The following is a 24,889-nucleotide window of genomic DNA, read 5'->3' on the forward strand; positions in this document are numbered from 1 at the left end:
CAAGCCCGAACTCACCAGCTACGCAATTGTATGTATCGTGTTTTTTACTTCTCGTCGAATCCAAAGATCAGCTCGTAGCCGCCATCATTGGGGATTACGATGTTTTCTTCGACTTTAACCCAAGTTTGAGCCGGTTGGCCGGCCTGCATTTCAACAGGCACTTTAAACAGCTGCGCGTAAACCGGCTTCTCATCACTGCCAGATTTAACAATAGCCACACGAACCGGCAGCGACGCTGCACCGCCTTGCCATTCTGGCCCCGGCGTTACGCGCCCAGCAAGGCCAAGCTTAACCTGCGTACCACCATTGACGCGGTGACAGGTGCGCGAACTGTCCGAGATATTGGCAAGAAACAACAGTTGCTGCGGATCGTCCTCCCCACCTCGTTTGAACTTTTGCAAAAGAGAGGCGCCGGGAAGGGCGCGAATAGTTGGGCAAGAAGGAGCCGGGCGGAAGATTTCAGGATCAATCTGGGGCACACCGTCACCAGCAGCTGCGGTGGTTGCGGCCTCTTTAACCTGAGGCTTGTCAGAGCCGCCAAGCCAGTCACTGCCTGAAAAGCCAGAACTGCCGCAAGCGGCCAAAAGGCTGGTGACTGCACACGTTGCAGCGATTTTCGAGATTGTCCGTTTCAATGCCATGCTACCCCTTCCGGCGTTACATCTGCCGGATTCCTGCCCTATGGAAATCATTGATTTCGTTTTCTATAGCAACAGGATGCAAGTTTGGCGAGTGGCAGAACGAGGTTTTTTCTTGGCAAATAGGCAGAATACCATATCTATCAGGGGGCGCAGGGCTGCTTTGTGTCTTCCCAGCTTGACAGAGAGCCTGCAATTCCGGCAAGTGAAGTTGCTTTGCAATAACCTCAAAGGGTCTAACAGAAAATGCAAACTGGTGTATTTCCCCGCCCCGCTCTTGATTTGCTGCTGTGTGCGCCGCGCGGCTTCTGCGCAGGTGTGGACCGCGCTATCCAGATTGTGGAGCTGGCGTTGGAGAAGTATGGCGCGCCTGTCTATGTGCGGCACGAGATCGTACATAACAAGTTTGTGGTGGAATCACTGCGGAATAAAGGCGCGGTGTTTGTAGAAGAGTTAGACGAAGTGCCCGATGATGGCGCGCCAGTGGTGTTTTCTGCGCATGGCGTGCCAAAGTCGGTACCTGCCGAGGCGCAGCGCCGGGAAATGTTCTTTCTCGATGCCACCTGCCCCTTGGTTTCCAAAGTGCACAAAGAAGCAATTTTGCACAATAAACGAGACCGTGAGATCCTTCTGATCGGCCACGCTGGTCATCCTGAAGTAATCGGCACCATGGGGCAGTTGCCTGAGGGAACCGTTTCGCTGATCGAAACGGTGGAAGATGCGCGCACCTATGAACCGCGCACCGGCAAGCAACTGGCATGGATATCGCAAACGACCCTTTCAGTTGATGACACCGCAGAAATCGTGGCGGAGCTGAGCGCTCGCTTTCCTGATATCGCCCAGCCGCATAAGGACGATATCTGCTATGCAACCACGAACCGGCAGGAAGCTGTGAAGCATATTGCCGGGCAATGTGATGCAGTAATTGTGGTTGGCGCTCCCAATTCCTCTAATTCGCAGCGACTGCGCGAGGTGGCCGCGCGCGAGGGTTGCCACAAGGCATTTTTGCTACAGCGGGCGGGCGAAATCGACTGGAGCCAGTTTGACGGGATCAAGACGCTTGGCGTCACCGCCGGGGCTTCAGCACCTGAAGTTTTGGTGGAAGAAGTGATTGATGCCTTCCGCGAGCGTTTTGAAGTTTGCCTGAAAACCGTTAGAACCGCAGAAGAAAATATTGCGTTTAATTTGCCGCGCGAGTTGCGCGATGCACCAGTCACCTCTGGATAATCATGGCCGTTTATACTGATGTAACCGATGAAGACCTCGCTGCGTTTCTTGCCGCGTATGATGTGGGGGCGCTGCTCTCGTTTAAGGGCATTGCCGAGGGGGTCGAAAACTCCAACTATCTGGTGCAGACCGAGCGAGGCAGTTACATTCTCACGCTCTATGAAAAGCGGGTAGATCCGGCAGACTTGCCATTCTTCCTTGGATTGATGCAGCATTTGGCTGCCGGTGGGCTGAACTGCCCGACGCCGCTTATAAATAATGACGGCAAGATGCTGGGTGAGCTTGCTGGCCGCCCTGCGGCGCTGGTGAGCTTTTTAAATGGTGTGTGGACGCGCCGACCAAAAATGCCGCATTGCTTTGAACTGGGCGCTGGCATGGCGCAAATGCACGTGATCGGGGCCGATTTTGCGCTGAAGCGTGACAATGCACTTTCTGTTTCCGGTTGGGGACCGCTTCTGGACGATTGCCGCGCACGCGGCGACGAGGTCCGCAGCGGACTGGTGGCAGAGCTGGAAGGCGAGCTGGCCCAATTGCAGGCATTGTGGCCACAGGATCTGCCGCAGGGGGTTATTCATGCAGATTTGTTCCCTGACAATGTGTTTTTCATCGGTGAGACGCTGTCGGGCCTGATCGATTTTTACTTCGCGTGCAATGATAGTCTTGCCTACGACATTGCCATATGCCTGAATGCATGGTGTTTTGAGCTCGACGGGGCGTTCAATGTGACCAAGGCCAAGGCACTGCTGAGCGGATACAATAGTGTTCGCCCTTTAAGCAGCGCAGAAATGGCCGCATTGCCAGTGCTGTGCCGCGGGGCGGCGCTGCGCTTTTTGCTAACCCGTCTTTATGATTGGCTACGTGTTCCGGAGGGCGCTTTGGTAACCCCGAAAGATCCATTGGAATATCTTGGCAAGCTCCGCTTCCACCGCTCCGTGGTTTCACCTAGCGCCTATGGTCTTGACGCATGAGCGAGGACAAACGGGTAAAGGCGTGGACTGATGGCGCGTGTTCGGGAAACCCCGGCCCGGGTGGCTGGGGCGTGTTGCTGCGTTTTGGCGCGCACGAGAAAGAGCTTTGTGGCGGCGAACCGGCAACCACAAACAACCGCATGGAACTGCAAGCGGCAATCGAAGCGCTGAATACGCTGAAACGCCCCTGCGAGGTCGACCTCTATACAGATAGCGCCTATGTTAAAAATGGCATCACCCAGTGGATGCACAATTGGAAACGCAAGGGCTGGCGCACGGCCTCCAATTCGCCGGTTAAGAACGCTGAGCTATGGCAAGCGCTGGATAGCGCGGCGCAGCGACACCAAGTGCAGTGGCACTGGGTCAAAGGCCATGCCGGACTTGAAGAAAACGAGAAGGCCGACGAATTGGCCCGCCGCGGAATGAAACCCTTTCAAAAGTAAAAGGACCGTGATGGCGCCCTCCCCCGACACATGCGCTGAACAAACAAAGGCGGCACAAAAGGCGGTGCAGATCGTAGGTAATCCAACTGCATCGCGCTTCTCCTTGGCGAAACTCGAGCGGCTGGCCGAGTTACTGCGCGCGCAAGGGGCGAATGTTTGTCTTCATATGACTGAACGCTCTGGCGAGATCGCGCGCTTTAGTGCCGATAGCAATGCCGATGTGCTGGTGATTGCGGGGGGCGACAGCTCGATAAATGAAGCCGCTGCCACACTGAAGGAAAGGCGCGGTGGCCCGACACTTGCGATTGTACCATTTGGAACCGGCAACTCGATTTGTCGTGATTTGCGCCTGCCCCAAACCATCGAGGACATCGCCAGCGCCATATGCAAGGGCAACACCACAAATCTTTATAATGGGATCGCCAATGGAAGAGCGTTTTTTGTCGCTGCGTCAGTAGGTTTTGATGCGGAGATTGTGCATCTTATGCCCTTTCGCATGAAACGGCGCCTTGGAAAATTCGCTTATATGCTGCTGGCTGCGCGGCTGCTGCTGGAGCGGACCAGAACGCGACTAAAGGTTGAAGCGGACGGCGTGCGCTATAATTGCGGCTGGGCGATGATTTGTAACACCGGCTATTATGCGGGCTTTAGCCGATTGGCGGTAAACCAAAATGGTGGCCACGCGGGGCTTACCTTGATTATGGTACAGCGTGATACACCGCTGAACTTGCTACGGGTTTTCAAGCACATGGTGTTTGGCCGAGGGCGACATAGTCCCTACTTGAAGCAAATCCCAATAGAAAACGCACGCATTACCTGCCGAACTGGCGCTGCTGTGCAAGTGGATGGCGAGCCATTTGGCATGGCACCATTGGTTATTGATGGCGCGCCAAACGCATTGCCTGTCATTGGAACGTGAAAAGAAACTCACTGGTATTAAACGGAAAAGACCTATCTGCGAAACACAGACAGGTCTTTTTTTGGCAGGTAGAGCTGCGTCAAATACCGCTTGCCCCTCAATCTCGTGCATCGCAATCAGCGCTGCGCAACGTGAGCGTATTGCCCTTTTAATAGCTTTGCCGCCTCTTCTGCGACCATCGGCTGGCCGTAAAGATAACCTTGAGCATATTCACAGCCCAATTGGTAAAGCTCTAGCGACTCATTTTCTGCCTCTGCGCCTTCTGCGACAACTTCCATACCCAAATCGTGCCCGAGTGAGATGAGTGTCCGCAGGATGACCGATCGGGCGTTATTGTCCTCTGCCTGAACGAACGACTTATCGATTTTGAGCGTATCAAAATGGAAACGTTGCAAGTAGGAAAGAGAAGAATAGCCGGTGCCGAAATCATCTAGCGACAGCCCCGCTCCCAGTGCTTTCAATCGCTCCAGCACCTGCACAGCAAACTCAGGGTTTTGCATGATGAGCGATTCTGTAAGCTCGAGCTTCAACGATCCGGGGGAAATGGCATTGCGGGATAGCACTGCCTTCACATCCGAGATCAAATCGTGGTTGAGCAACTGGCGCGAGGAGATGTTCACCGACATAAACAACGGTACTGCATGACGGAACTCACGCTGCCACGCGGCCAGTTGCTGGGCCCCTTTGTTTAGCGCCAACAAGCCGATCTCACTGATAAGGCCGTTTTGCTCTGCCGCGGGAATAAATTCAGAGGCCGGTATTAACCCTCGAGTTGGATGATGCCAGCGGGCAAGCGCCTCAAACCCAGCGATGGACTTGTCTGAAAGACGCACAATCGGCTGGAAAAATACCTGTAGCTCTTCTTTGTCGATCGCCGCACGAAGCTCGCCATCCAGCGCAAGAGAATTGCCTACCAAGTGGCGCAGGGTCGGGCGGAAGACTTCCAGCCGATCACCACCCAGACGTTTGGCATGGTTCAGCGCGATTTCGACATCGCGCAGCAAATCCGACGATTTCTCAATTGTATCATCAGATAGCGCTGCGCCGATCGAGCCGGTAAGGAAGATCTCCTGCTCGCCAAATTTGACAGGCATGCGAATAGCCTTACGCAGCTCATCGGCAAAAGCGGCAACTTTGCTAGCCTCAGTTTCCGAAAAGAGTAATATCGCAAAGGTATCGGCATTCAGGCGGGCAAGCGTGTCTTGCGGTTGTAAGAAGCGCGAAAGACGGCGCGCTGTGGTGAGCAACATGGAATCGCCCGCAGCTTGGCCAATGCTGTCATTCACCTGCTTAAAGCGATCAATATCGATCATAATGATCGAGAAATTGCTTCCTTTTTCCACTTTCAAGCGAACGATGGCTGCCGACAGGCGATCCATGAACAATTCACGGTTGGGCAGGCCGGTAAGGTTGTCGTGCACGGCATCGTGCATGAGGCGCTCTTCTGCGGTTTTTTGCGAGGTTATGTCGAGCATCGTTCCGACGCAGCGCACCACCTCGCCATCATTACCCAGCACAGGACGTGCCCGCAGGCGGAACCACCGGTAGTGACCATCTTCGCCGCGCAGGCGGAAAATTTGATTAACGCGGCCACGACGGTGATCAATCACCGCATCAAGGGTGGCCCGGAATAGATCACGGTCCTGCGGGTGTAGGTATTCAAGCCAGTCGCGCGCAGACCCTTGCAGGGAACCGGGCTGTAAGCACAGAGATTCCTCAAGAATTTCGGAGGTCGAAATCCGGTCACGATCGGTATCCCAATCCCAGATTACGTCACCGGCGCCGGTAATCGCCAGTGCACGTCGCTCGGCATCTGGCACCAATGCCGAGCCCATGCCACTGCCAGCAAAGGCGTGCTGCATTACAGTGAAAGACAGCAGCAGGACGATCAACACCAGCCCACCTGCAAGTGCAGGCTGTACAAGTTCGCTGGCGATGCCGCCGCCAGTGGTCATCCATGCAGTGATTAACCACATGATGAGCAAGAACCATGTGGGAACGAGCATAATCGCGCGCTCATATCCTTGTAGTGCAAGCAGCAGGATAATGCCGAAGCCAATGATGACCGACAACATCAAGAAGACGCGGGCAATACCGGTTGCAATCGATGGATCCCAAAGGGCACCAGCGACCAGAAGCCCGACAAAAGCTGTAACACCAAGTACCAGATGCGTGAAGCGAACCTGCCAGCGATTGAGATTCAGGTAGGCATAGAGAAACACCACCAAGGATGTGGTGAGTGATATCTCCGAGATGGCGCGGTAAAACTGATCCTCACCCGCCGAACGGCCAACGATCAGGTTCCAGAAGCCAAAATCAATACATAAGTAAACAAGGACGGTCCAAGCCAAGGCAGCTGTTGCGGGGAATAACACCGTGCCCTTAACAATAAAGAGGATGGTTAGGAACAGCGAGAGCAAGCCCGCGATACCAAGTACAATGCCATGAAACAGCGTATAGGCATTGATATTGTCTTTGTACGGCTCTGGTTTCCATAGGCGGAGCTCAGGCAGACTATCCACTTCCAGTTCGGCGACATAAGTCACAACAGCGCCGGGATCGAGCGTGATGCGGAACACATCGGCGCGTGTCGAAGTCTCGCGTTTTGGCGGGATACCCTGACTTGGGGTAATCGACAGGATGCGACGATTGCCCAAATCAGGCATGAAAACACCCGCGCCCGCCATTTTGTAGTAAGGCGCAACGAGGAGCCGATCGACCTGTTCGTTAGAGGGGTTGGTGAGCGCAAAAACAGCCCACTCGTGCTTTTCACCGCTGGCGGAGCGCACTTCGATGCGTCGCACAATTCCCGAAGCGTCTGGTGCGGTGGAGACCTGCAAGGAAGCACTTGGCGTGCGATGCATTTCGATGACCTGCGTCATGTCCAATGCATCTAGGTTTTTAGGCACGACAATAGGCTCAAGCGCCCAGCTGCGACCTGTTGCGATCATCGCCAAGAAAACTACGGCCAGAGCGAGGGCCAACTTCTTAAAAGACATTTATGCTCCTGCAGGCAAGTGCAATTTCAACCCTTGCTTTGCATCCTTGCGTTTGAACGAAAGCTCCGCATCGGATCAGCCGGAAGAAAGCGTATCAGAGGTTTGTACTCCACTTAGCCGATTCTGTGGCGGAACTTTGGCCAGAGGCGCATGTTCTCCAGCTATTTTTGCCAGAAGCACATGATCTTGCCATTTGCCATCTATGTAGAGATAGTTGCGGGCGTAACCCTCTTCTTCAAAGCCAAGTTTGCGCAGCAAGGCAAGGGACACGGTGTTGGTGGGAATACAACTGGCCTCGACCCTGTTCATTCCCAGCTCATCAAAGGCGTAATCGAGTACCAACGGCACCGCACGCTTCATATACCCTTTGCCAGCATAAGGCGCGCCCATCCAGTATCCCATAGAGGCCATTTGCGCGGCACCGCGACGAATGTTCGACAGATTCACGCCGCCGACAAGCTGACTGTTGCGGCTATCGAAAAGGAAGAAGGGCCGCGACACCCCCAATCGGATCTCGCTGGCGTGCTTGGCCAAGCGCCGCTTGAAGCCCCTGCGGGTCACATCATCATGTGGCCAAGGCGGCTCCCAGCGCTGCAGAAAATCGCGGCTTTGCTCTCGCAGTTCCAGCCACTGCGCCATATCCCGCGCATCAGGCGCACGCATATGGATGCCTTCTGCTTCCAGAACCAAGCGAGGAGATGTTGAAGCTGATAGTCCAAACAATGCCATCTCTTCCCTCCCTTGCGTTTGGCGCAAAACTTAATAAACGGCGATGAAGCGGCACAATCGCGCCGCTTAACCGGCCATCGCTTACTATGCGTCGGTTGTTGGTCTGGATGCAACGCCGCTAATCCGCGCCTGTAGCTTTTCTTGAATATCCTTGATATCCATCATAGCCGATCTTGGCCCAACACGAACCAGAGTAGGAGCGCTGCCGGTGAACAGCTTGGTGGCTGTGCGGCGAATGTCCTCAAGGGTGACTTTCTCCAGCTTCTCGATCAGCTCATCCACGGGGACAATGCGATTATAGATCATCATCTGCCGGGCAATCTGGCCTGCACGAGCGGCCGGACTTTCCAAGGCAATCATTAAGCTGGCCTTGGTTTGCGCCTTGGCGCGCGCCAATTCCTCTGGACGCAAGGTATCGATGGTGCTGTTAAGCTCGTCGACTATTACTGGAAGGAGCTGCTCAGTATCATCCGGCCCCGTTGCCGCATGAACAGCGAATAAGCCCCCCTCCAAAAAGGCCCAGTGGAATGCATAGACCGAGTAACAAAGACCACGCTTTTCGCGTACTTCCTGAAACAGGCGCGAGGACATGCCGCCACCGAGGATAGAAGCAAGCAACTGGGCGGGGTAGTAGTCGTCGTCGTGATAGGAAAGCCCCTCAAAGCCGAGGATGAGCTGCACCTCCTGCAAGTCGCGTTCAACCTGCGCATAGCCGCCTTTGTAGACAACCGCATCAGCCGTGCACGCGCTGCCTTGCGGCAGGGAGGTGAACGCCTCCTGCGCCAATTTACACAGGGCCTGATGATCAACAGCACCTGCAGCGGCAAGTACCATATTGCCCGGTGAGTAGCGGCGGGCCATAAAATCGCGAATGGTTTGCGGCGTAAAGCTGTTAACTGTTTCAGGTGTACCGAGAATTGGGCGTCCCAAGGCTTGATCCGGCCACGCGGTGGCCAAGAGCAGATCAAAAGCCTGATCTTCCGGCGAATCTGTCGCCGCGCCGATTTCCTGCAGGATGACGTGTTTTTCACGTTCCAGTTCTGCTTCATCAAAGAGCGAGTTTTGCAAAATATCGGCAAGGATATCGAGACCAAGCGGCACATCCTCAGCAAGTACGCGCACGTAGTAATTGGTGTGCTCCACACTGGTGGAGGCATTCATCTCGCCGCCAACAGCCTCGATTTCCTCGGCAATTTGCAGGGCATTGCGGGATGTCGTGCCTTTAAACGCCATATGTTCAAAGAGGTGCGTCAGGCCGTTTTCTGCCGCACTTTCCAAACGTGAGCCAGCATTCACCCACACGCCGAGCGCTGAGGTCTTCAGGTGCGGCATGTGATCGGTTACGACGGTCAGGCCGCAAGGCAATGTGGTTTGTTTGGCTGTCATGTTAGGCAAGCACCACTGCACGGGCTTTGCTTGCCACATGCTCTTCTACGGCCTTTACATCTGCTGGCAGGACATCAAACTTTTCTTCGCGCTGCATAAGATCGGACAGATGCTCGGGCAGCTGTGGCACGACACCGCTTGCCGCCTCGACAGCCGCCGGGAATTTGGCCGGATGTGCCGTGGAGAGCACAACCATTGGCACTTTACGCTTGGCATGTTTGCGCGCCACGGCAGCGGCGATAGCGGTATGGGGGTCCATCAGGTAGCCGGTTTCTTTCAAGGTGCTGGCGATGGTGGCAGCGGTTTCCGCCTCATCCGCACGGCCGGCGGCAAACTGTGATTTGATGGTGCGCAGGGTATTCTCTTCCAGTGTGAAGGCCCCTGATTGCTTCAGACTCTGCATTTGCCGCGAAACGGCAGCGCCATCGCGGCCATTGGCCTCAAACAGCAGACGTTCAAAGTTTGAGGAAACCTGAATATCCATGGAGGGCGACGTAGTCGGAACTACGCCTGAGGTTTGGTAGACGCCGCTTTCCAGCGTGCGAGCAAGAATATCGTTGGTGTTGGTGGCAATGACCAGCTCATCTACGGGCAAGCCCATCTGAACGGCGACGTAACCGGCAAAGATATCGCCAAAATTGCCGGTAGGCACTGTATAGGACACCTTGCGATGCGGCGCCCCCAGTGCTGCGGCGGAAACGAAGTAGTACACTACTTGTGCAACGATGCGAGCCCAGTTGATGGAGTTAACACCTGACAAGCACACTTTATCGCGGAAGGCGAAATTGTTGAACATGTCTTTGACGATGCTCTGGCAATCATCGAAGTTACCTTTGATCGCTAAAGCATGAATATTCTGCTCTTTGGCAGTGGTCATCTGGCGCTGCTGTACCGGAGATACACGACCCTCCGGGAAGAGAATAAACACATCAGTACGTTCACGCCCTTTGAATGCGTCAATCGCAGCACCGCCCGTATCGCCTGAAGTGGCGCCGACGATGGTGGCGCGCTCGCCGTTTTTCTCCAGCACGTAGTCCATAAGGCGACCAAGCAACTGCATCGCCACATCCTTAAAGGCTAGCGTTGGGCCATGGAACAGCTCCAGCACGAATGTGTTGTCGTCTGTTTGCACAAGCGGGGTTACGGCTTTGTGGGCAAAGGTGGCATAGGCGGCTTCGATCATTGCACGCAGATCTTTCTGCGGGATGCAGTCCCCGACGTATGGGGAGATGACTTCATAGGCTACTTGCGCGTAGGATTTGCCAGCGAAACCGGCGATCTGCTCTTTTGAAAGCTGCGGCCACGTCTTTGGAAGGTAAAGGCCGCCATCACGGGCCAGACCAGTTAGCAACACCTGCGAGAAATCGAGTTCTGGTGCTTCGGCGCGCGTGCTAATGTATTTCACGGTGTAACCTTCCTTAAAGATCCCCAAAATGCCTGCGATATTAGGCGAAAAGTGGCAGCACAATACTTGGGTTGAGCAGGCGTTGCAAGCACTGCCCCATGAGGATTATTGAGGTTTCACCGGTGTTTCAGTGGCTTTTTATAAACTACGTGGAGAAGGTTTCGCCTTACGCATGGCCCGCTTGCGAGGAGAGCATACCCGGATCAATACCCAGGATCTGCAATGCGCGCTGCCATTTGTCGTGATCTTGCACCTCGAAGACCAAAGAAGGGTCGCCTTTGCAGGTGAGCCAGCCATTAGCTTGTATCTCGCTTTCCAGCTGACCGGGGGCCCAACCAGCATAACCCAGCGCGAGTAACGCGCGGCTGGGACCGCGCCCTTCCGCCAGAGCACGGAGAATTTCAAGTGTGGCTGTGAGGCAAATACCGTCTTCAATTCGCAGGCTGGATCCCTTGATAAAAAAATCGTCGGAATGCAGGACGAAGCCACGGCCGGTATCTACCGGACCACCTTGATAAACTTTCATATTGCGCAAAGCATGGGGCAACTCGAACTCGTCCCCCTGCGGCAGAATATTGAGCTGTGAGAGCAGCTGAGAGAAATTGATATTCTCGGCCGGGTCATTAAGAATGATCCCCATGGCACCTTCCTCGGAATGCGCGCATAGGTAGATCACCGAGTGTGCAAACCTGCCGTCTTCCATGGTGGGCATGGCTATCAGGTATTGGCCTTCCATAGATTGGTTCTGGTCGATATCCGACATAGATGCTTGCTCGCTCCTCGTGTGACGCCAAAGGCTTGTTGTTCTCTTTGCTGCCGTCCTGTCTTTTAAGTATAGACTTTGAATCTTTAACAGATTTTCACGCTCTTCCGCCATACACAAACGATGCGTCACCGGTGACTTTGGTTTTTTACTGCAGTGTGCAACTTGAAAAACTCAGAGAATCTAACGTTTTTGCGGATGTCATTTTGTTTTGATGAGGCATAAATCCAAGGTGAATGCATACACCGCTCGCGTGATTGTGAGTTTTCTGGGCGGAATAAACATCGACCAGCCACTGCAAGTCTGGCAGAAAAGCAGCATGATGACTTCACTTAAATTTACAGGTCAAGCAGCACTTTTAATAGATCATCGCTTAATGGCGTGGTCACAATCGAGACGAGTGATGATGCGCGCTTTCTCGTTTTGTCTGCTGGTTGTTTGCCCACTTGTTGCCAACGCGGGAAGCTCAGCTCTTGTCACCAGTGATTGGGAGCAAGTAGAGGGCGGTGCATTGCGGCTTGTTCGTGAGCCTCACGTGCAAGCGAATAATACGCTGCGGCTAGCTATTGAGTACAAACTGGAGCCCGGCTGGCACATATATTGGCGCGTTCCAGGGGAAACCGGATTGCCAACTTCTGTTTCATTTGCCGGCTCAACCAACCTTGATAGGGCAGAGGTGTTTTTCCCGGCTCCTGAGCAGTACAACGACGGTTATTCGGTTTCCTATGTGTATCATGACCGGCTGTTGCTCCCAATCCTGGCAAACCTAAAAGACCCGAGTAAAACCAGTGTGCTTTCTGTGGTCACCGACTTTGGAATATGCAACCAGATTTGCATACCGGAAGCTGCAGCGCTGCAAATGATTGTTCCCTCCACGCGCGCTGCGGCAAACACCACTAAGCTTGCGCAGGCAAATAGCCTTGATCCCGCGTTTGATGCGCTACCAAAGAAGATTTCGGGCAAAACAATGCCTATCGCGACGATTACACCGATTGTGAAAGACGCAAAACGCCTTTTGCAAATTGTTGTCGAGCTGGAAGATGTAGCCGCTTTAAGCCTTGGGGATTCGCCAAGTTTGTTTATCGAGGGACCGAAAGGTGCTTATGTGAGCGTTCCTGTTCTGCGCGACCAGAGCGCGGGACGCTATACATACGAGGCCGCGCTGGAAGGGCTTGAAGAGGAAAGTGGCGAGGTCACCTTACGGCTTACGATTGTGGTTGGTCAGGACGCCTTTGAACGGGAAGCTACGCTTGTTCTTCGCCTTGCCCCCCAGTAGAGAGGGAACTTACGTGGAAACACGGATCGCGCCTCTTGTATTTATAGACACAAGCAGACAAGCTTCCAGTGATTGCAACTTTTTATGACGTACTTATGGAGAGTGAAATGACCCTCAAGGTTGGCGACAAGCTACCAGCTGCAACATTCAAGCGGCTTGGCGAAAATGGTCCAGAGGATGTTTCTGGCGAGAGCGTCTTTGCAGGCAAGACCGTGGTGCTGTTTGCAGTGCCGGGGGCGTTTACCCCGACTTGCCACCTCAATCACCTGCCCGGCTTTATCAAACATGCGGAAGATATCAAAGCCAAAGGCGTTGATGAAATTGCAGTGGTTTCGGTCAATGACATGTTTGTGATGGACGCATGGTCGAAGACAAGCGGCGGCAACGAGAAAATCACATTCCTTGCCGACGGTCTTGGCGAATTCACTAAGGCAATTGGCATGGAGTTTGACGGCAGTGGCGCCGGTCTTGGTCTGCGTTCCAAGCGTTATGCACTAGTTGCAAAGGATGGCGTTGTCAGCGCTTTTAATGTTGAAGACGCACCAGGAAGCGCCGACGTTTCAACCGCAGAAGCAATTCTAGAACTGCTCTAGGAAATCTGCATGCTCCCGCGTATTCTCGTAGGGCGGGAGCATGCTCTGTTATCGACGAGCTCGCGCTCCGCGGCGCGTTTTTGCATCCTCTAGAGCCTTTTTGCGCAGGCGCTCTTCTGCCTCTTCTTTTTCCCGCTGTGCTTCTTCTTGTTTAAGTGCTGCATTTTTATCTGCTCTTTCCTTTCCAAGGATCCGCAGAAAGAAAGCGATATAAACACCAACAAGCGTGAGAGCTAGGCCAAACCATGTCATAGCATAGGACAAATGGTTGTTTGAGAAGGTCATCCGGGTTTCACCGGCTTGTGGCAGGCCGCCCGCCTGCGAGAAGTTCTCGTAGGCATCAATTGTAAACGGGGCTGTGATATTAGCATCAAGACCTAGCGCAGCTGCCATCTTATCCGGCTCGCGAACATACCATTCCCCGGTTTGGGTGTTGCCTTCAGGGCTGTAAAACGTTTGGCTTTCCGGACGACGAATTAACCCGGCAAGCAGCACCTCTCCCCGTTCAGGAAGAGAAGACATTCGGCTCGACAGCTCACGTTTGCTTGCGGGAACAAACCCACGGTTTACCAATATGATATTGCCATACTGCGTTACAAACGGCGCATAAACAAAGTAACCTTGGCCGCCAAAGGAGCCTTTGGGCTTTTGCAGTGTATCGAAATAGTAAAGCTCTCCCATCAGAAATTGCCCCCGAATTGACACGGGGAGGTAATCTACTTCATCCATGTCAAGCGTGGCCCACATCTCTGGACCAGGGACGGATTGCGGGGCCGCTTTTGCTCGAATTTCAGCACGTTCAATCAGGCTGTTTTTCCATTCCAGCCTCTGCATCTGCCAAAATCCCAGCGAAAGAAGAATACAAAAAGCGATTGCAGTACAAATGTGCAGCCATAGATAGCGCTGCCACAGAGGCTTTTGTGCTGGCGTTTCGCTTGTCGGCTCGGCTTCAACTTCCATCAAGGCGTAGTCGTCCTCTTTTTGGTTCTGCTGCGGCACATCGGCTGTGCGGTCCTTTTCGGACCATTGCATATCCCCGGTCATATGAGATTCGATTATCACCCAATCTCCCTTCAACGCACGTCTTTGCAGACTTTCAGTTCACGGCTCATCTCCGACGGATGGGTTAGCAACCTTAGACATGGGTGACAAGTGAAAGCCAGCCAAAAACCCAAACCTGGACCATATTTGAAGGATTGTGTGATAATACCTAGCAACTTCCGCAAGGACACCCTCCTTCCAACCTCTATAAATGGAGTAACTTGCACGGAGCTGCAAGAGAATCGAAACTTTGTCCTATTGGCAGCGACGCGTATCCTCACCCCTTCGGCAATACTTGTTTGACAAGAGGTAACTTTCCAAGAAACCGCAAGAAATTGCAATCTAAGATTGCAAAAACAACAAAAGGCCTGCGCCACTCATGTGACACAGGCCTCGCACTTATTTCAATCGTTCTTTAGGTGTGCTTAGCCGCCCCAAACGTAGATTGCGGCAAACAGGAACAGCCAGACCACATCAACGAAGTGCCAGTACCATGCCGCCGCTTCAAAGCCGAAATGCTTTTTGGCAGTAAAGTGGCCAGCGTTGGCCCGCAACAGGCAGATAGCTAGGAAGATCGTACCAACGATCACGTGGAAACCGTGGAAGCCGGTGGCCATGTAGAAGGTCGCACCGTAGATATTTTCGGAGAAGCCGAAGGAGGCGTGCGAGTATTCATAGGCCTGGCAGATGGAGAACAATACGCCGAGCAGCACAGTAACCAGCAGACCTTGTTTCAGGCCCTGACGATCATCGTGCAGCATTGCATGGTGGGCCCATGTCACTGCAGTACCAGAAAGCAGAAGGATAAAGGTGTTGAACAGCGGCAAATGCCAAGGATCAAAAGTTTCGATACCTTGTGGAGGCCAGAAACCACCAGTGGAGGCGACACGGTCAAACTGCTGGACTTCGCCTGCGTAAAGCGAGGCATCAAAGAACGCCCAGAACCACGCCACAAAGAACATCACTTCCGATGCAATGAACATGATCATGCCATAGCGCAGGTGCAGCATAACAACCGGTGTGTGATGACCCTCGTGAGATTCACGCACCACATCACGCCACCAAACAAACATGGTGTAAAGAACAATCGCGAAGCCAAGCGCAAAGAGGCCCCAACCGGTCAGGTCAATGGCGTATTCCAACTGGCCTTCGGAATTGGTGAAAGGCAAGAAGCCGAGCACATCGCCATTCAGGTCACGCATGTAACCAATTGCGCCGATAGCGAGGATCAATGTGCCAATAGATGCCAGAAACGGCCATGGGCTTGGATCGATAATATGGTAATCGTGGTTCTTTTTATGTGCCTCAGCCATAAATACAGCTCCCCAATGGTCAGCGGATGCGCGCGTGCAGCCGCCGTTAAAGTTTGGCGTCTCTTTGCTCGCCTTGCAGCGAGAGCGCGCTTGTTTTGGTTTCCTCCTCCTGCGAGGGGAAGAAGGTGTAGGACAAGGTAACTTCCTTGACGAATTTCAAATCCGGATCTTTGTCCATTTCCGGATCGATGAAGAACAGTATCGGCATATCGACCGACTCACCTGCTGCAAGTGGCTGCTCGGTAAAGCAGAAACAGTCGATCTTGTTGAAGTACCCTCCCATTTCGTAGGGAAAGACATTGAACGTCGATGTTCCTGCTGTACGGCGGCCCGCATCGTTCTGCGCGGTGTAGAACACCTCAGCCATCTGCCCGAGCCGAACCTTGATGGTGCGCTGCTTGGGGGCAAAGTCCCATGGCAATCCGCCTGCTGTGTTAGCATCGAAGCGGACGGTGATGGTGCGATCCAGCACCTCAATACCGTTTGTTGCCTCTTCCACCCGCTGCGTGGTGCCGCCATAGCCGGTTACCTGACAGAAAAGCTGGTAAAGCGGCACTGCGGCAAACGACAGACCAATCATGCCCGCAAACAGCGACAGGCAGAGTACGGCAACGCGCTGGTTGCGCTTGCTTAGGGCACGCTGTGCCACGCTATCATGAGGATGTTGATCTGGCTGTTGCATCTGGCTGGGGTCTTCTGCGTAAACTGCTTTGTTAGAGCGGGCGATCCATAATGCCCGGACCGAGCTTGATGATGGTTACGGCATAAAACATGACGACCATCAGCCCCAAAACAACCGCCAGCGCTTTGGAGCGGCTGCGGCGAGCCTTCTGCTGCTCGGCGTCGAGAGAAAGTGGGGCGTCGCTTGTGGTGTTGGTGCTCATAGGAAGCCTCCAATGATGTTTTCAACCAGTAGTGTTGCGAAGAGCAGGCTGAGATAGAGAAGCGAGAACTTGAACAGGCTCATACATGCGGCACGCGCGGCATCTCCGCTTTCGAAGCGACGCACTTGCACAGCCTTGTAGATGAATATAGCGCCAAGCAGTGTTGCCAGCGCGCCGTAAGCAATGCTGGCGAAACCGATGAGGTAAGGCGCTGCCCCAATAGGCGCTAGAATTAGCGAATAGAGCAGGATCTGGTTGCGGGTGGCGCGTTCGCCGGCAACAACGGGCAGCATTGGTACTTTGGCGGCAGTATAGTCGGCGTTTTTCACCAATGCGAGCGCCCAGAAGTGGGGCGGAGTCCATGCAAAAGTGATGAAGAACAGGACGAGCGGCTCGACATCGACAGAGCCCGTAACGGATGCCCAGCCGACGACAGGTGGCAAGGCGCCCGCTGCCCCACCGATGACGATGTTTTGCGGCGTAGAACGCTTCAACCACATGGTGTAGATCGCCACATAGAAGAAGATCGTAAACGCCAATAGGCCAGCGGCCATCCAATTGCTGACCAGACCCAGCACCACCACTGAGCCGATGGACAGGATCATACCAAAGGCCAGTGCCTCGCCTTCCGTGATTTTTCCTGCCGGTATCGGGCGTTTTTGCGTACGGCTCATGACCGCATCAATATCGGCATCCCACCACATATTCAGCGCCCCAGAGGCGCCCCCGCCGATGGCGATACACAACAACGCCAGCAAGCTGAGGAACGGGTGCTGATTGCCCGGCGCGATCAAAATGCCCACCAAGGCGGTGAAGACCACCAGTGACATGACCCGAGGCTTTAACAGGGAAATGTAATCTCGCGCTGTTCCGCGGCCGCCGAAGCTTTGTGCCCGGGCGCCTGCAGAAGGCAGAGTGTCTGTTTGCTCGTAAACGGTCATTCCTTTAGGTCCTTCTTGTCAAAAGACATCCCGGTTTGGCTGATTTGAGTGCCTTGCCTATTCTTGTTGCTGGCATTTGGCGGTTTGCGAGCGGGCAGCGTCTTCGCTGCCCAGTCGCGTGTTGTGGTAACCCTGAGGCCGCTTGGGCCTACTTGATTTTTGGCAGGGTTTCGAACTGGTGGAACGGCGGAGGTGAGGACAAGGTCCACTCCAGCGTATTGGCACCCTCGCCCCATGGATTGTCACCGGCTTTGCGCTTGGCGATGAAGGCATGCGCCACACCTGCCAAGAAGATCAGCACCGCGAATGCGGAGATGTAAGAGCCGATGGAGGAGACGTAGTTCCAGCCGTGGTAGGCATCTGGATAATCCGCATAGCGGCGCGGCATACCTGCAAGACCCAAGAAGTGCTGCGGGAAGAACACCAGATTCACACCGATGAAGGTGACGAAGAAGTGCAGCTTACCGATAAACTCGGAGTACATGTAGCCCGAGATTTTCGGGAACCAGTAGTACCAGCCTGCGAAGATCGCGAAAACTGCGCCAAGCGAGAGCACGTAGTGGAAGTGTGCGACCACATAGTATGTGTCGTGCAGGGCACGATCGAGACCACCGTTTGCCAGCTGAACACCCGTAACGCCACCAACGGTGAACAGGAAAATAAAGCCGATTGCCCAAACCATTGGCGTACGAAATTCGATAGATCCGCCCCACATGGTGGCGATCCAAGAAAAGATTTTCACGCCAGTTGGCACCGCAATCACCATTGTGGCGAACAGGAAGTAGGCCTGCGTATCGACAGAAAGCCCGACGGTGAACATGTGGTGCGCCCACACAACAAACCCGACCACACCAATGGCAACCATGGCGTATGCCATGCCGATGTAACCAAAGATCGGTTTGCGGGCGAAGGTGGAAATGATGTGGGAGATGATGCCGAAGGCTGGCAAGATCAGGATATACACTTCAGGGTGACCGAAGAACCAGAACAGGTGCTGGAAGAGGATCGGATCACCACCACCGGCTGCTTCAAAGAAGGTGGTGCCGAAGTTACGATCGGTAAGCAGCATGGTGATCGCGCCTGCCAAAACCGGCAGGGAGAGCAAGAGCAGGAATGCTGTGATCAACACAGACCATGCAAACAGCGGCATTTTATGTAAGGTCATGCCTGGCGCGCGCATATTGAATATGGTGGTGATAAAGTTGATCGCACCCAAGATGGACGATGCACCGGCGACGTGCAGTGAAAGGATCGCGAAATCCATTGCCGGGCCGGGTTGTCCAGAGGTGGACAGCGGTGGGTAGATCGTCCAGCCACCGCCAACGCCATTACCGCCTGGAGGGCCTGGAACAAACAGCGACATCAGCAGCAGGATAAACGCCGGTGGCAGCAGCCAGAACGAGATGTTGTTCAGGCGCGGGAAAGCCATATCCGGCGCCCCAACCATGATCGGAATAAAATAGTTGGCAAAGCCACCGATCAACGCTGGCATAACCATGAAGAAGATCATGATCAGCGCGTGTGATGTGGTAAACACATTGAACAGGTGCGCATCCGAGAAGTATTGCATTCCCGGATCTTGCAATTCCAGACGGATCCCTACGGATAGGGCACCGCCAACGATCCCGGCCATGATGGCGAAGATCAGGTACAGGATCCCGATATCTTTATGGTTGGTCGAGTTGACCCAACGCACCCACCCCTTGGGGTGATCATGTGCATGCGCATCTGACGCAGACATATTTGTGCTCCTCAATTTCTGTTTGGCTCTAGGCGCTGCCTGTCTTGCGGGTGGCGAGACGGCGCGCCTATTGATGCAATTCACTTTCGGGCTGAACGCTGCTAATACTAGTTAGCGGCCAGCTGGATTGTTTTTTCAGGTTGGGGTGCGCTTGCCGCTTTTTGCTCGGCAATCAGGCTGGCGAGTATGGCGTTGGCTTCATCCACATCAGACTTGGCGGCTTCTGCCCACGCGGTGTACTGCGCTTTGGTGACAACCTGCACGGCGATTGGCATAAAGGCATGGTCTTTGCCACAAAGCTCGGAGCATTGGCCGTAGTACATGCCGGTGCGATCTGCGCGGAACCAAGTCTCGTTCAAGCGGCCGGGCACTGCATCGATTTTCACCCCAAAGGACGGCATGGCGAAGGCGTGGATTACGTCTGCAGCCGTGACCTGCACGCGTACCGTGGTGTCTACCGGCACAACAAGGTTGTAGTCGGTCGCCAGCAGGCGCGGCACTTCCACATCGCTCAAGCCTTTTTCGGCTTTTACAGCGGCGCGATCTTCATCAGAAAGCATAAGCGCATCAAAGGCGACATCTTCCATGCCTTCATCAGTGTATTCGTAACCCCAATACCACTGGTAACCGGTGGCTTTGATTGTCATCTCGTACTCGGGAATTTCCAGCTGCTTAAACAGCAGACGGAAAGAGGGAACGGAGATCACAACAAGAATGAGGATCGGCACCACGGTCCAGACCACTTCAATGGCAGTGTTGTGGGAGGTTTTTGAAGGGTTTGGATTAGACCACCTGTTAAAGCGGATCATGCAATAGAGCAGCAGGGCCGCCACAAAAACGGTGATTACCGTTATGATGACGAGTGTAAAATCATTAAACCAGCGGATATCTTCCATTACGGTTGAAGCCGCAGCTTGCATGCCCAGCTGCCATGGCTCTGGCTGGCTGGCGGATGCGGTTCCCACTAGGCTACCGGTAAGGCCAAGTGCGGACAACGCTGCCACTTTATTCCGATGGGGCTTGAAAAGCTCCGTCACGTCTTGCGCTCCCTCTCCTCAATTCCGGCTGTTGCGCCAGTGCCGCGGAGGCGGCAGGTGCCGGAATGCCTGATGAGCGCCGTTGCCCAGCCCTCATCCTTTTTATCGATGCGACATATTAGCTCATATATTAGAGCTCCGCGATTCCACGTAGGTCGAAGCGGCTATATGTCGCACCCTTAGTTGATATAAATCAAAGCGTGGGAAGAGAAATCACAATGCGCACCTATCATGCAAGGGCGACCTAAGAGTTTTCACCTAGTTAGTTCCGCGTAATATCCCAATAAGGGCAGATTTGGCGCGAACACCACGTCAGGCAGCAGCGGGCGCGGCGATAAATATGTGTTTAGAAGACCATTACTGCTGACATTTGACCACAAAGCTGTAATGAGATGAGGATAGGTAAGAGCGAATCAATTGGCCTGGGGTAAGGCTAGTGGCGAGCGCTTTAGATGAGTACTTGACTTAGGAGATGCGGGTGAGCGGGCTATCTGCTGTTTTGCGCGGAGCGGCGCAGGCAATTGTTGCGTTGGGTTTTGTTGTCTGTGTGAGTGGCAGTGCCGCAGCACAAGGGGTGCTTAAAAACACCTTCGAAGATTGGCAGATGCGCTGCGATACACCTGCGGGTGCCAAGTCTGAACAATGTGCGCTGATCCAGAACGTGACCGCCGAAGACCAAGAGAATGTGGCGCTATCTGTTATCGTGCTAAAGACTGCCGATAAGAAAGCGACCATTTTGCGGGTGCTTGCGCCGCTCGGCGTTCTGCTACCCTCGCAACTTGGGCTCTATGTTGATAATCAGGATATCGGCTCAGCGCCTTTCCTGCGGTGTTTGCCCGATGGCTGTGTGGCAGAGGTATTCCTGAAGTCTGATCTGCTCAACACATTGATCAAAGGGGAAATGGCCACCTTTATTATTTTCAAGACCCCCGAAGAAGGCATCGGCATTCCTATTTCGCTTGGTGGTTTCTCTGCGGGTTACGCGGCGCTGCCTTGATCGTGCGCTGCACGCAACAAAGACGCAAAGGCCGGCATTGCTGGCCTTTTTTGTTATTTTGCGCGCGCTTTGGCTTGGAGATTACCGGCCAGCCGCCAATGGAGGCTTGCGCTTTGCCTTGGATATGTTCAAAACATTAGACCTTGAGAGTTTTTAAGCGGAGCCATTTCATGAGTGTTCACCCTGTAGACCTGTTGGCGACAAGTGCGCTGGACCTAACAACTGCCGAAAAACTGGTCCGGCAAGCATTGCAGGGGGCTGATGATGGTGAGCTCTATTTGCAGTACAATGAATCTGAGGGGCTGGTGTTTGACAATGGACGCCTGAAGTCCTCCAGCTTCAGCTCTTCAGAAGGGTTTGGTTTACGGGCGGTTTCCGGCGAGGCAACCGGCTATGCGCATGCGGGCGAGCTAACACCTGCGGCGCTGCAACGGGCCGCCGACGCGGTGTCATCGGTGAAAGCCGGACACATCGGCACTTTGGCCATTAGCCCTTCCGGCAGCAACCGGCAACTTTACAGTGAGCAAAGCCCTCTCCTGCAACCAACATTTGCGCAAAAGGTCGCGCTGCTTGAGCAAATTGATGCTTATGCACGGGCCAAGGACCCACGGGTGAAACAGGTCACCGCTGCTATCCATGGCTCTTGGAGCTGTATCGATATACTGCGCCCTGACGGGCAGCGCATTCGTGATGTGCGGCCTCTGGTTCGGGTAAATATTTCTGTTGTTGTGGGCAGTGGTGATCGCCAAGAGGCGGGCAGCTATGGCATGGGCGGGCGCGAGGGTTTTGCCTCGTTTATCACAACGCAGCGCTGGCAGCATGGCGTCGATGAGGCGCTGCGCCAAGCCCTCGTGAACCTTGAGGCGGTGGCGGCGCCAGCGGGTACTTTTGATGTGGTGCTGGGCAATGGCTGGAACGGTGTCTTGCTGCACGAGGCAGTTGGCCACGGGCTGGAAGGTGATTTTAACCGCAAAAAAACCTCGGCCTTTGCCGGGCTGATGGGCGAGCGCGTTGCCGCAAAAGGCGTTACCATTGTAGATGATGGCACCCTGCCGGATTTGCGGGGCTCCTTGAGCGTTGATGACGAGGGCACACCGACACAACGTACCACGTTGATTGAAAATGGTATTCTGGTTGGCTATATGCAGGATCGGCAGAATGCACGGTTGATGGGTGAAAAAAGCACGGGCAACGGTCGGCGGGAATCCTACGCACACGAACCCATGCCACGCATGACCAACACCTATATGCTTGGCGGCGAACACTGCCCTGATGAGATGATCGCCAGCGTAAAAGATGGCATTTACGCCGTGTCCTTCGGTGGCGGGCAGGTTGATATCACCTCTGGCAAGTTTGTGTTTAACTGTACCGAAGCCTACCGCATTGAAAACGGCAAGATCGGCGCGCCGGTTAAAGGGGCTATGCTGATCGGCAATGGTCCGGACGCCCTGACACGGGTGAGCATGATTGGCAATGATATGAAGCTGGATGACGGCATTGGCACTTGCGGCAAGGCAGGGCAAAGCGTGCCCGTTGGTGTTGGCCAACCTTCCATGCGCATAAACGAGATGACTGTTGGAGGTACCAAGGCTTAGGCCTTGGTATTTTGTTTGTTCTGTTTGCTTTTGTTGCTTGGGAACGACGTAAACCTATAACAACTTTGTATTAGGCTTATCTTCGAGTGCTGGACACGACACTGCGGTGCGCGCCCAAGTACTACTTAATTGATTTTTGACACTACTTTTTCAGGAGACCCAATGGCCGCCGCCAGTTTGCCCCCGTTTTTATCCGAGAGTTTGACATTGCTGGCTGCAGCTGTAGTGGTTGTCCCTATTGCCAAGCGTTTCGGGCTTGGTTCCGTAATTGGCTATCTGGCGGCCGGGCTGATTGTTGGCCCCTTTGGTCTTGGGCTTTTCATCAATGCGCAAGACATGTTGCATGTGGCCGAGCTGGGCGTTGTGCTGCTGCTGTTTGTCATCGGGCTGGAGCTGGAACCCGCGCGATTATGGAAGATGCGCGCCGATATATTTGGGCTTGGCAGCTCACAGGTCTTGCTTTCCGGTGTGTTGCTTTTTGGCTGTGCGTGGCTATTGGGCTATGCGGTACCAGTGGCGCTGGTGGCTGGCTTTGGTTTGGCTTTGTCTTCTACGGCGTTTGCCTTGCAGATTTTGCAGGAGCGCGGCCACATGAGTACACCCTATGGCCAGCGGGCGTTTGGCATCTTGCTGTTGCAAGACATGGCTATTGTGCCACTGCTGGCGATGGTTTCTATTTTGTCGCCAACCCAGACACCTTCTAGCGGCGGCGATGTGGTGCTTGAGATTGCGATGGTCGTTGGCGCTGTGGCATTCGTAATGTTCGGCGGACGCTATCTGGTGTCGCCGGTATTCCAGCTACTGGCGCGTACAGGCGCCCGCGAGGTGATGCTCGCAGCGGCGCTGCTCATTGCGCTTGGCAGTGCGGGCTTGATGCAGCTTGTAGGGCTTTCCATGGCACTTGGGGCCTTCCTGTCCGGTGTGATGCTGGCAGAAAGCAGCTTTCGCCACACGCTGGAGGCAGATATCGAGCCGTTCCGCTCTTTGCTGATGGGCTTGTTTTTCATTGCAGTGGGCATGGCGTTGGATTTGGGCGTGGTCATGAACAATTGGCAAATGATCGCGCTGTTTGTGGCGGGGCTTATGCTGATGAAGGGCCTTGTAATTTGGAGCTTGGCGCGGGTGTTTGGCTCCAAGAATTCTGACGCGCTACGTATCGCGGTTACCCTGCCGCAAGGGGGAGAATTTGCCTTTGTTATTTTCTCAGCCGCTGCCAGCTCGACACTTCTCAGTCAAGAGTTGAGCAGCATGCTTACTGCTACGGTGATTATCAGCATGCTAATGACCCCTCTGGCAGGGATGGGGCTTGATATGCTGGCGAGCCGCCTGCGCAAGAGCTCGCCAACCGCTAAACTAGAGACATTTGAGGATGTGTGCCCTTCTGTGCTTGTTATCGGCTCGGGGCGGTTTGGTATGATGGTTTCGCAGATGCTGATGGCGGAGGGGATTTCTGTCACTGCGCTTGATAACAAGCCAGACAGGATAGCTTCCGCCAAGACCTACGGGTTTAAAGTGTATTTTGGCGATGCCACCCGCGCGGATGTTCTAAAAAAGGCAGGCGCAGAAAATGCGGCGTTGATTGCCCTTTGCATCGAGAATGATCAGGTCATGCGTAAGGCGATTGGTGAGATCCGGCGGGCTTTCCCCGATGCTGCGTTGTTCTGCCGAGCAACAGATCGCGCCCATGCGATGGAGCTAACCAAGCTGGGGGTGGATTTCCAGATTCGCGAAACATTTGAATCCAGCATCGCTTTTGGCCGCCAAGCGCTGGCGCATCTTGGCCTGCCAGCGGAGCGCATAGAGCTGGTGGAAGAGGATGTGCGCGCACGCGATGAAAAGCGGCTGGCGGCGCAGATGGAAGAAGGCGAGTTCGCCGGTATGAAGTATCTGCATATGCGTACCCCGATACAAAAGCCAAAAGGCGAGATACCGCATAGCGACAGCTGATGCTTGACCTTGATTAGAAGCCGTTGATTTGACGCAGTGTTCACCAC

At 54.2% G+C, this 24,889-nt stretch carries 22 protein-coding genes; 9 read left to right on the forward strand and 13 right to left on the reverse strand.

Annotation, left to right across the window (positions count from 1 at the left end):
• Positions 1-44: 44 nt before the first annotated feature.
• On the reverse strand, positions 45-641 hold the full coding sequence (locus AYK82_RS16325) for a hypothetical protein (RefSeq protein WP_068318538.1): 597 nt from the start codon (positions 639-641) through the stop codon (positions 45-47).
• A 243-nt stretch (positions 642-884) separates the two neighbouring features.
• Between AYK82_RS16325 and ispH the strand changes: the two genes are divergently transcribed.
• From ispH to AYK82_RS16345, 4 genes are read left to right on the forward strand one after another with little or no spacing between them, the layout of a single operon-like run.
• Complete coding sequence (gene ispH, locus AYK82_RS16330) at positions 885-1,865, forward strand: 4-hydroxy-3-methylbut-2-enyl diphosphate reductase (RefSeq protein ID WP_068318541.1); 981 nt, start codon at positions 885-887, stop codon at positions 1,863-1,865.
• A 2-nt stretch (positions 1,866-1,867) separates the two neighbouring features.
• Positions 1,868-2,833 (forward strand): homoserine kinase, encoded by a 966-nt coding sequence (locus AYK82_RS16335; RefSeq protein WP_068318544.1) that lies wholly within the window; start codon positions 1,868-1,870, stop codon positions 2,831-2,833.
• On the forward strand, positions 2,830-3,276 hold the full coding sequence (rnhA, locus tag AYK82_RS16340; RefSeq protein ID WP_068318550.1) for a ribonuclease HI: 447 nt from the start codon (positions 2,830-2,832) through the stop codon (positions 3,274-3,276). The genes AYK82_RS16335 and rnhA overlap by 4 nt, the downstream gene beginning before the upstream one ends.
• A gap of 10 nt (positions 3,277-3,286) precedes the next feature.
• Positions 3,287-4,195 carry a diacylglycerol/lipid kinase family protein gene (locus tag AYK82_RS16345; protein ID WP_068318551.1) on the forward strand — a complete coding sequence of 303 codons (909 nt, stop codon included), beginning with the start codon at positions 3,287-3,289 and terminating at the stop codon, positions 4,193-4,195.
• A 116-nt stretch (positions 4,196-4,311) separates the two neighbouring features.
• Here the strand turns inward: AYK82_RS16345 and AYK82_RS16350 are convergent, their stop codons facing one another.
• From AYK82_RS16350 to AYK82_RS16370, 5 genes are all read right to left on the reverse strand, one after another.
• Positions 4,312-7,194 carry an EAL domain-containing protein gene (locus AYK82_RS16350; protein ID WP_068318558.1) on the reverse strand — a complete coding sequence of 961 codons (2,883 nt, stop codon included), beginning with the start codon at positions 7,192-7,194 and terminating at the stop codon, positions 4,312-4,314.
• Between the two features lie 75 nt (positions 7,195-7,269).
• On the reverse strand, positions 7,270-7,923 hold the full coding sequence (locus tag AYK82_RS16355; protein ID WP_068318562.1) for a GNAT family N-acetyltransferase: 654 nt from the start codon (positions 7,921-7,923) through the stop codon (positions 7,270-7,272).
• An 84-nt stretch (positions 7,924-8,007) separates the two neighbouring features.
• Positions 8,008-9,309, reverse strand: coding sequence for a M16 family metallopeptidase (locus tag AYK82_RS16360; protein WP_068318565.1), 1,302 nt, complete (start codon positions 9,307-9,309; stop codon positions 8,008-8,010).
• A 1-nt stretch (position 9,310) separates the two neighbouring features.
• Positions 9,311-10,714, reverse strand: coding sequence for a threonine synthase (thrC, locus tag AYK82_RS16365; protein ID WP_068318568.1), 1,404 nt, complete (start codon positions 10,712-10,714; stop codon positions 9,311-9,313).
• Positions 10,715-10,880: 166 nt separating this feature from the next.
• Positions 10,881-11,477 carry a YqgE/AlgH family protein gene (locus AYK82_RS16370; protein ID WP_068318569.1) on the reverse strand — a complete coding sequence of 199 codons (597 nt, stop codon included), beginning with the start codon at positions 11,475-11,477 and terminating at the stop codon, positions 10,881-10,883.
• 403 nt (positions 11,478-11,880) lie between these two features.
• Here AYK82_RS16370 and AYK82_RS16380 point away from each other — a divergent pair, with 403 nt between their 5' ends.
• Both AYK82_RS16380 and AYK82_RS16385 read left to right on the forward strand, forming a co-directional pair.
• Positions 11,881-12,753 (forward strand): protein-disulfide reductase DsbD domain-containing protein, encoded by an 873-nt coding sequence (locus AYK82_RS16380; protein ID WP_172795265.1) that lies wholly within the window; start codon positions 11,881-11,883, stop codon positions 12,751-12,753.
• Positions 12,754-12,860: 107 nt separating this feature from the next.
• Positions 12,861-13,346, forward strand: coding sequence for a peroxiredoxin (locus AYK82_RS16385; RefSeq protein WP_068318576.1), 486 nt, complete (start codon positions 12,861-12,863; stop codon positions 13,344-13,346).
• A 48-nt stretch (positions 13,347-13,394) separates the two neighbouring features.
• Here AYK82_RS16385 and AYK82_RS16390 read toward each other — a convergent pair whose 3' ends face one another.
• From AYK82_RS16390 to coxB, 7 genes are all read right to left on the reverse strand, one after another.
• Positions 13,395-14,408 (reverse strand): SURF1 family protein, encoded by a 1,014-nt coding sequence (locus tag AYK82_RS16390; RefSeq protein ID WP_156453405.1) that lies wholly within the window; start codon positions 14,406-14,408, stop codon positions 13,395-13,397.
• A 404-nt stretch (positions 14,409-14,812) separates the two neighbouring features.
• Positions 14,813-15,700 carry a cytochrome c oxidase subunit 3 gene (locus AYK82_RS16395; RefSeq protein WP_068318583.1) on the reverse strand — a complete coding sequence of 296 codons (888 nt, stop codon included), beginning with the start codon at positions 15,698-15,700 and terminating at the stop codon, positions 14,813-14,815.
• A gap of 46 nt (positions 15,701-15,746) precedes the next feature.
• Positions 15,747-16,382 carry a cytochrome c oxidase assembly protein gene (locus AYK82_RS16400; RefSeq protein WP_068318584.1) on the reverse strand — a complete coding sequence of 212 codons (636 nt, stop codon included), beginning with the start codon at positions 16,380-16,382 and terminating at the stop codon, positions 15,747-15,749.
• A gap of 31 nt (positions 16,383-16,413) precedes the next feature.
• Positions 16,414-16,584, reverse strand: coding sequence for a hypothetical protein (locus AYK82_RS18150; RefSeq protein ID WP_172795266.1), 171 nt, complete (start codon positions 16,582-16,584; stop codon positions 16,414-16,416).
• Positions 16,581-17,525, reverse strand: a complete 945-nt coding sequence (locus AYK82_RS16405) for a heme o synthase (RefSeq protein ID WP_068318586.1) — start codon at positions 17,523-17,525, stop codon at positions 16,581-16,583. Before AYK82_RS16405 ends, AYK82_RS18150 begins: the two co-directional genes overlap by 4 nt.
• Positions 17,526-17,673: 148 nt before the next feature.
• Positions 17,674-19,266 (reverse strand): cytochrome c oxidase subunit I, encoded by a 1,593-nt coding sequence (gene ctaD, locus AYK82_RS16410; protein ID WP_068318587.1) that lies wholly within the window; start codon positions 19,264-19,266, stop codon positions 17,674-17,676.
• A gap of 107 nt (positions 19,267-19,373) precedes the next feature.
• Positions 19,374-20,303: a cytochrome c oxidase subunit II gene (gene coxB, locus AYK82_RS16415; protein ID WP_068318588.1), complete on the reverse strand. Its 930-nt coding sequence runs from the start codon at positions 20,301-20,303 to the stop codon at positions 19,374-19,376.
• 478 nt (positions 20,304-20,781) lie between these two features.
• Between coxB and AYK82_RS16420 the strand changes: the two genes are divergently transcribed.
• The 3 genes from AYK82_RS16420 to AYK82_RS16435 all read left to right on the forward strand — a co-directional run bounded on the left by AYK82_RS16420 (position 20,782) and on the right by AYK82_RS16435 (position 24,842).
• The gene (locus AYK82_RS16420) at positions 20,782-21,300 is read left to right on the forward strand and encodes an invasion associated locus B family protein (protein WP_425272592.1); all 519 of its coding nucleotides are present in this window, start codon (positions 20,782-20,784) and stop codon (positions 21,298-21,300) included.
• A 170-nt stretch (positions 21,301-21,470) separates the two neighbouring features.
• Positions 21,471-22,895, forward strand: coding sequence for a metalloprotease TldD (gene tldD / locus AYK82_RS16430; protein WP_068318591.1), 1,425 nt, complete (start codon positions 21,471-21,473; stop codon positions 22,893-22,895).
• Between the two features lie 162 nt (positions 22,896-23,057).
• A complete protein-coding gene (locus AYK82_RS16435) occupies positions 23,058-24,842 on the forward strand; it encodes a monovalent cation:proton antiporter-2 (CPA2) family protein (protein WP_068318594.1) in 1,785 nt (594 codons plus the stop codon).
• Positions 24,843-24,889 lie beyond the last annotated feature (47 nt).

This window comes from Polycladidibacter hongkongensis, assembly GCF_001561995.1.
Lineage (GTDB): Bacteria > Pseudomonadota > Alphaproteobacteria > Rhizobiales > Stappiaceae > Pseudovibrio > Pseudovibrio hongkongensis.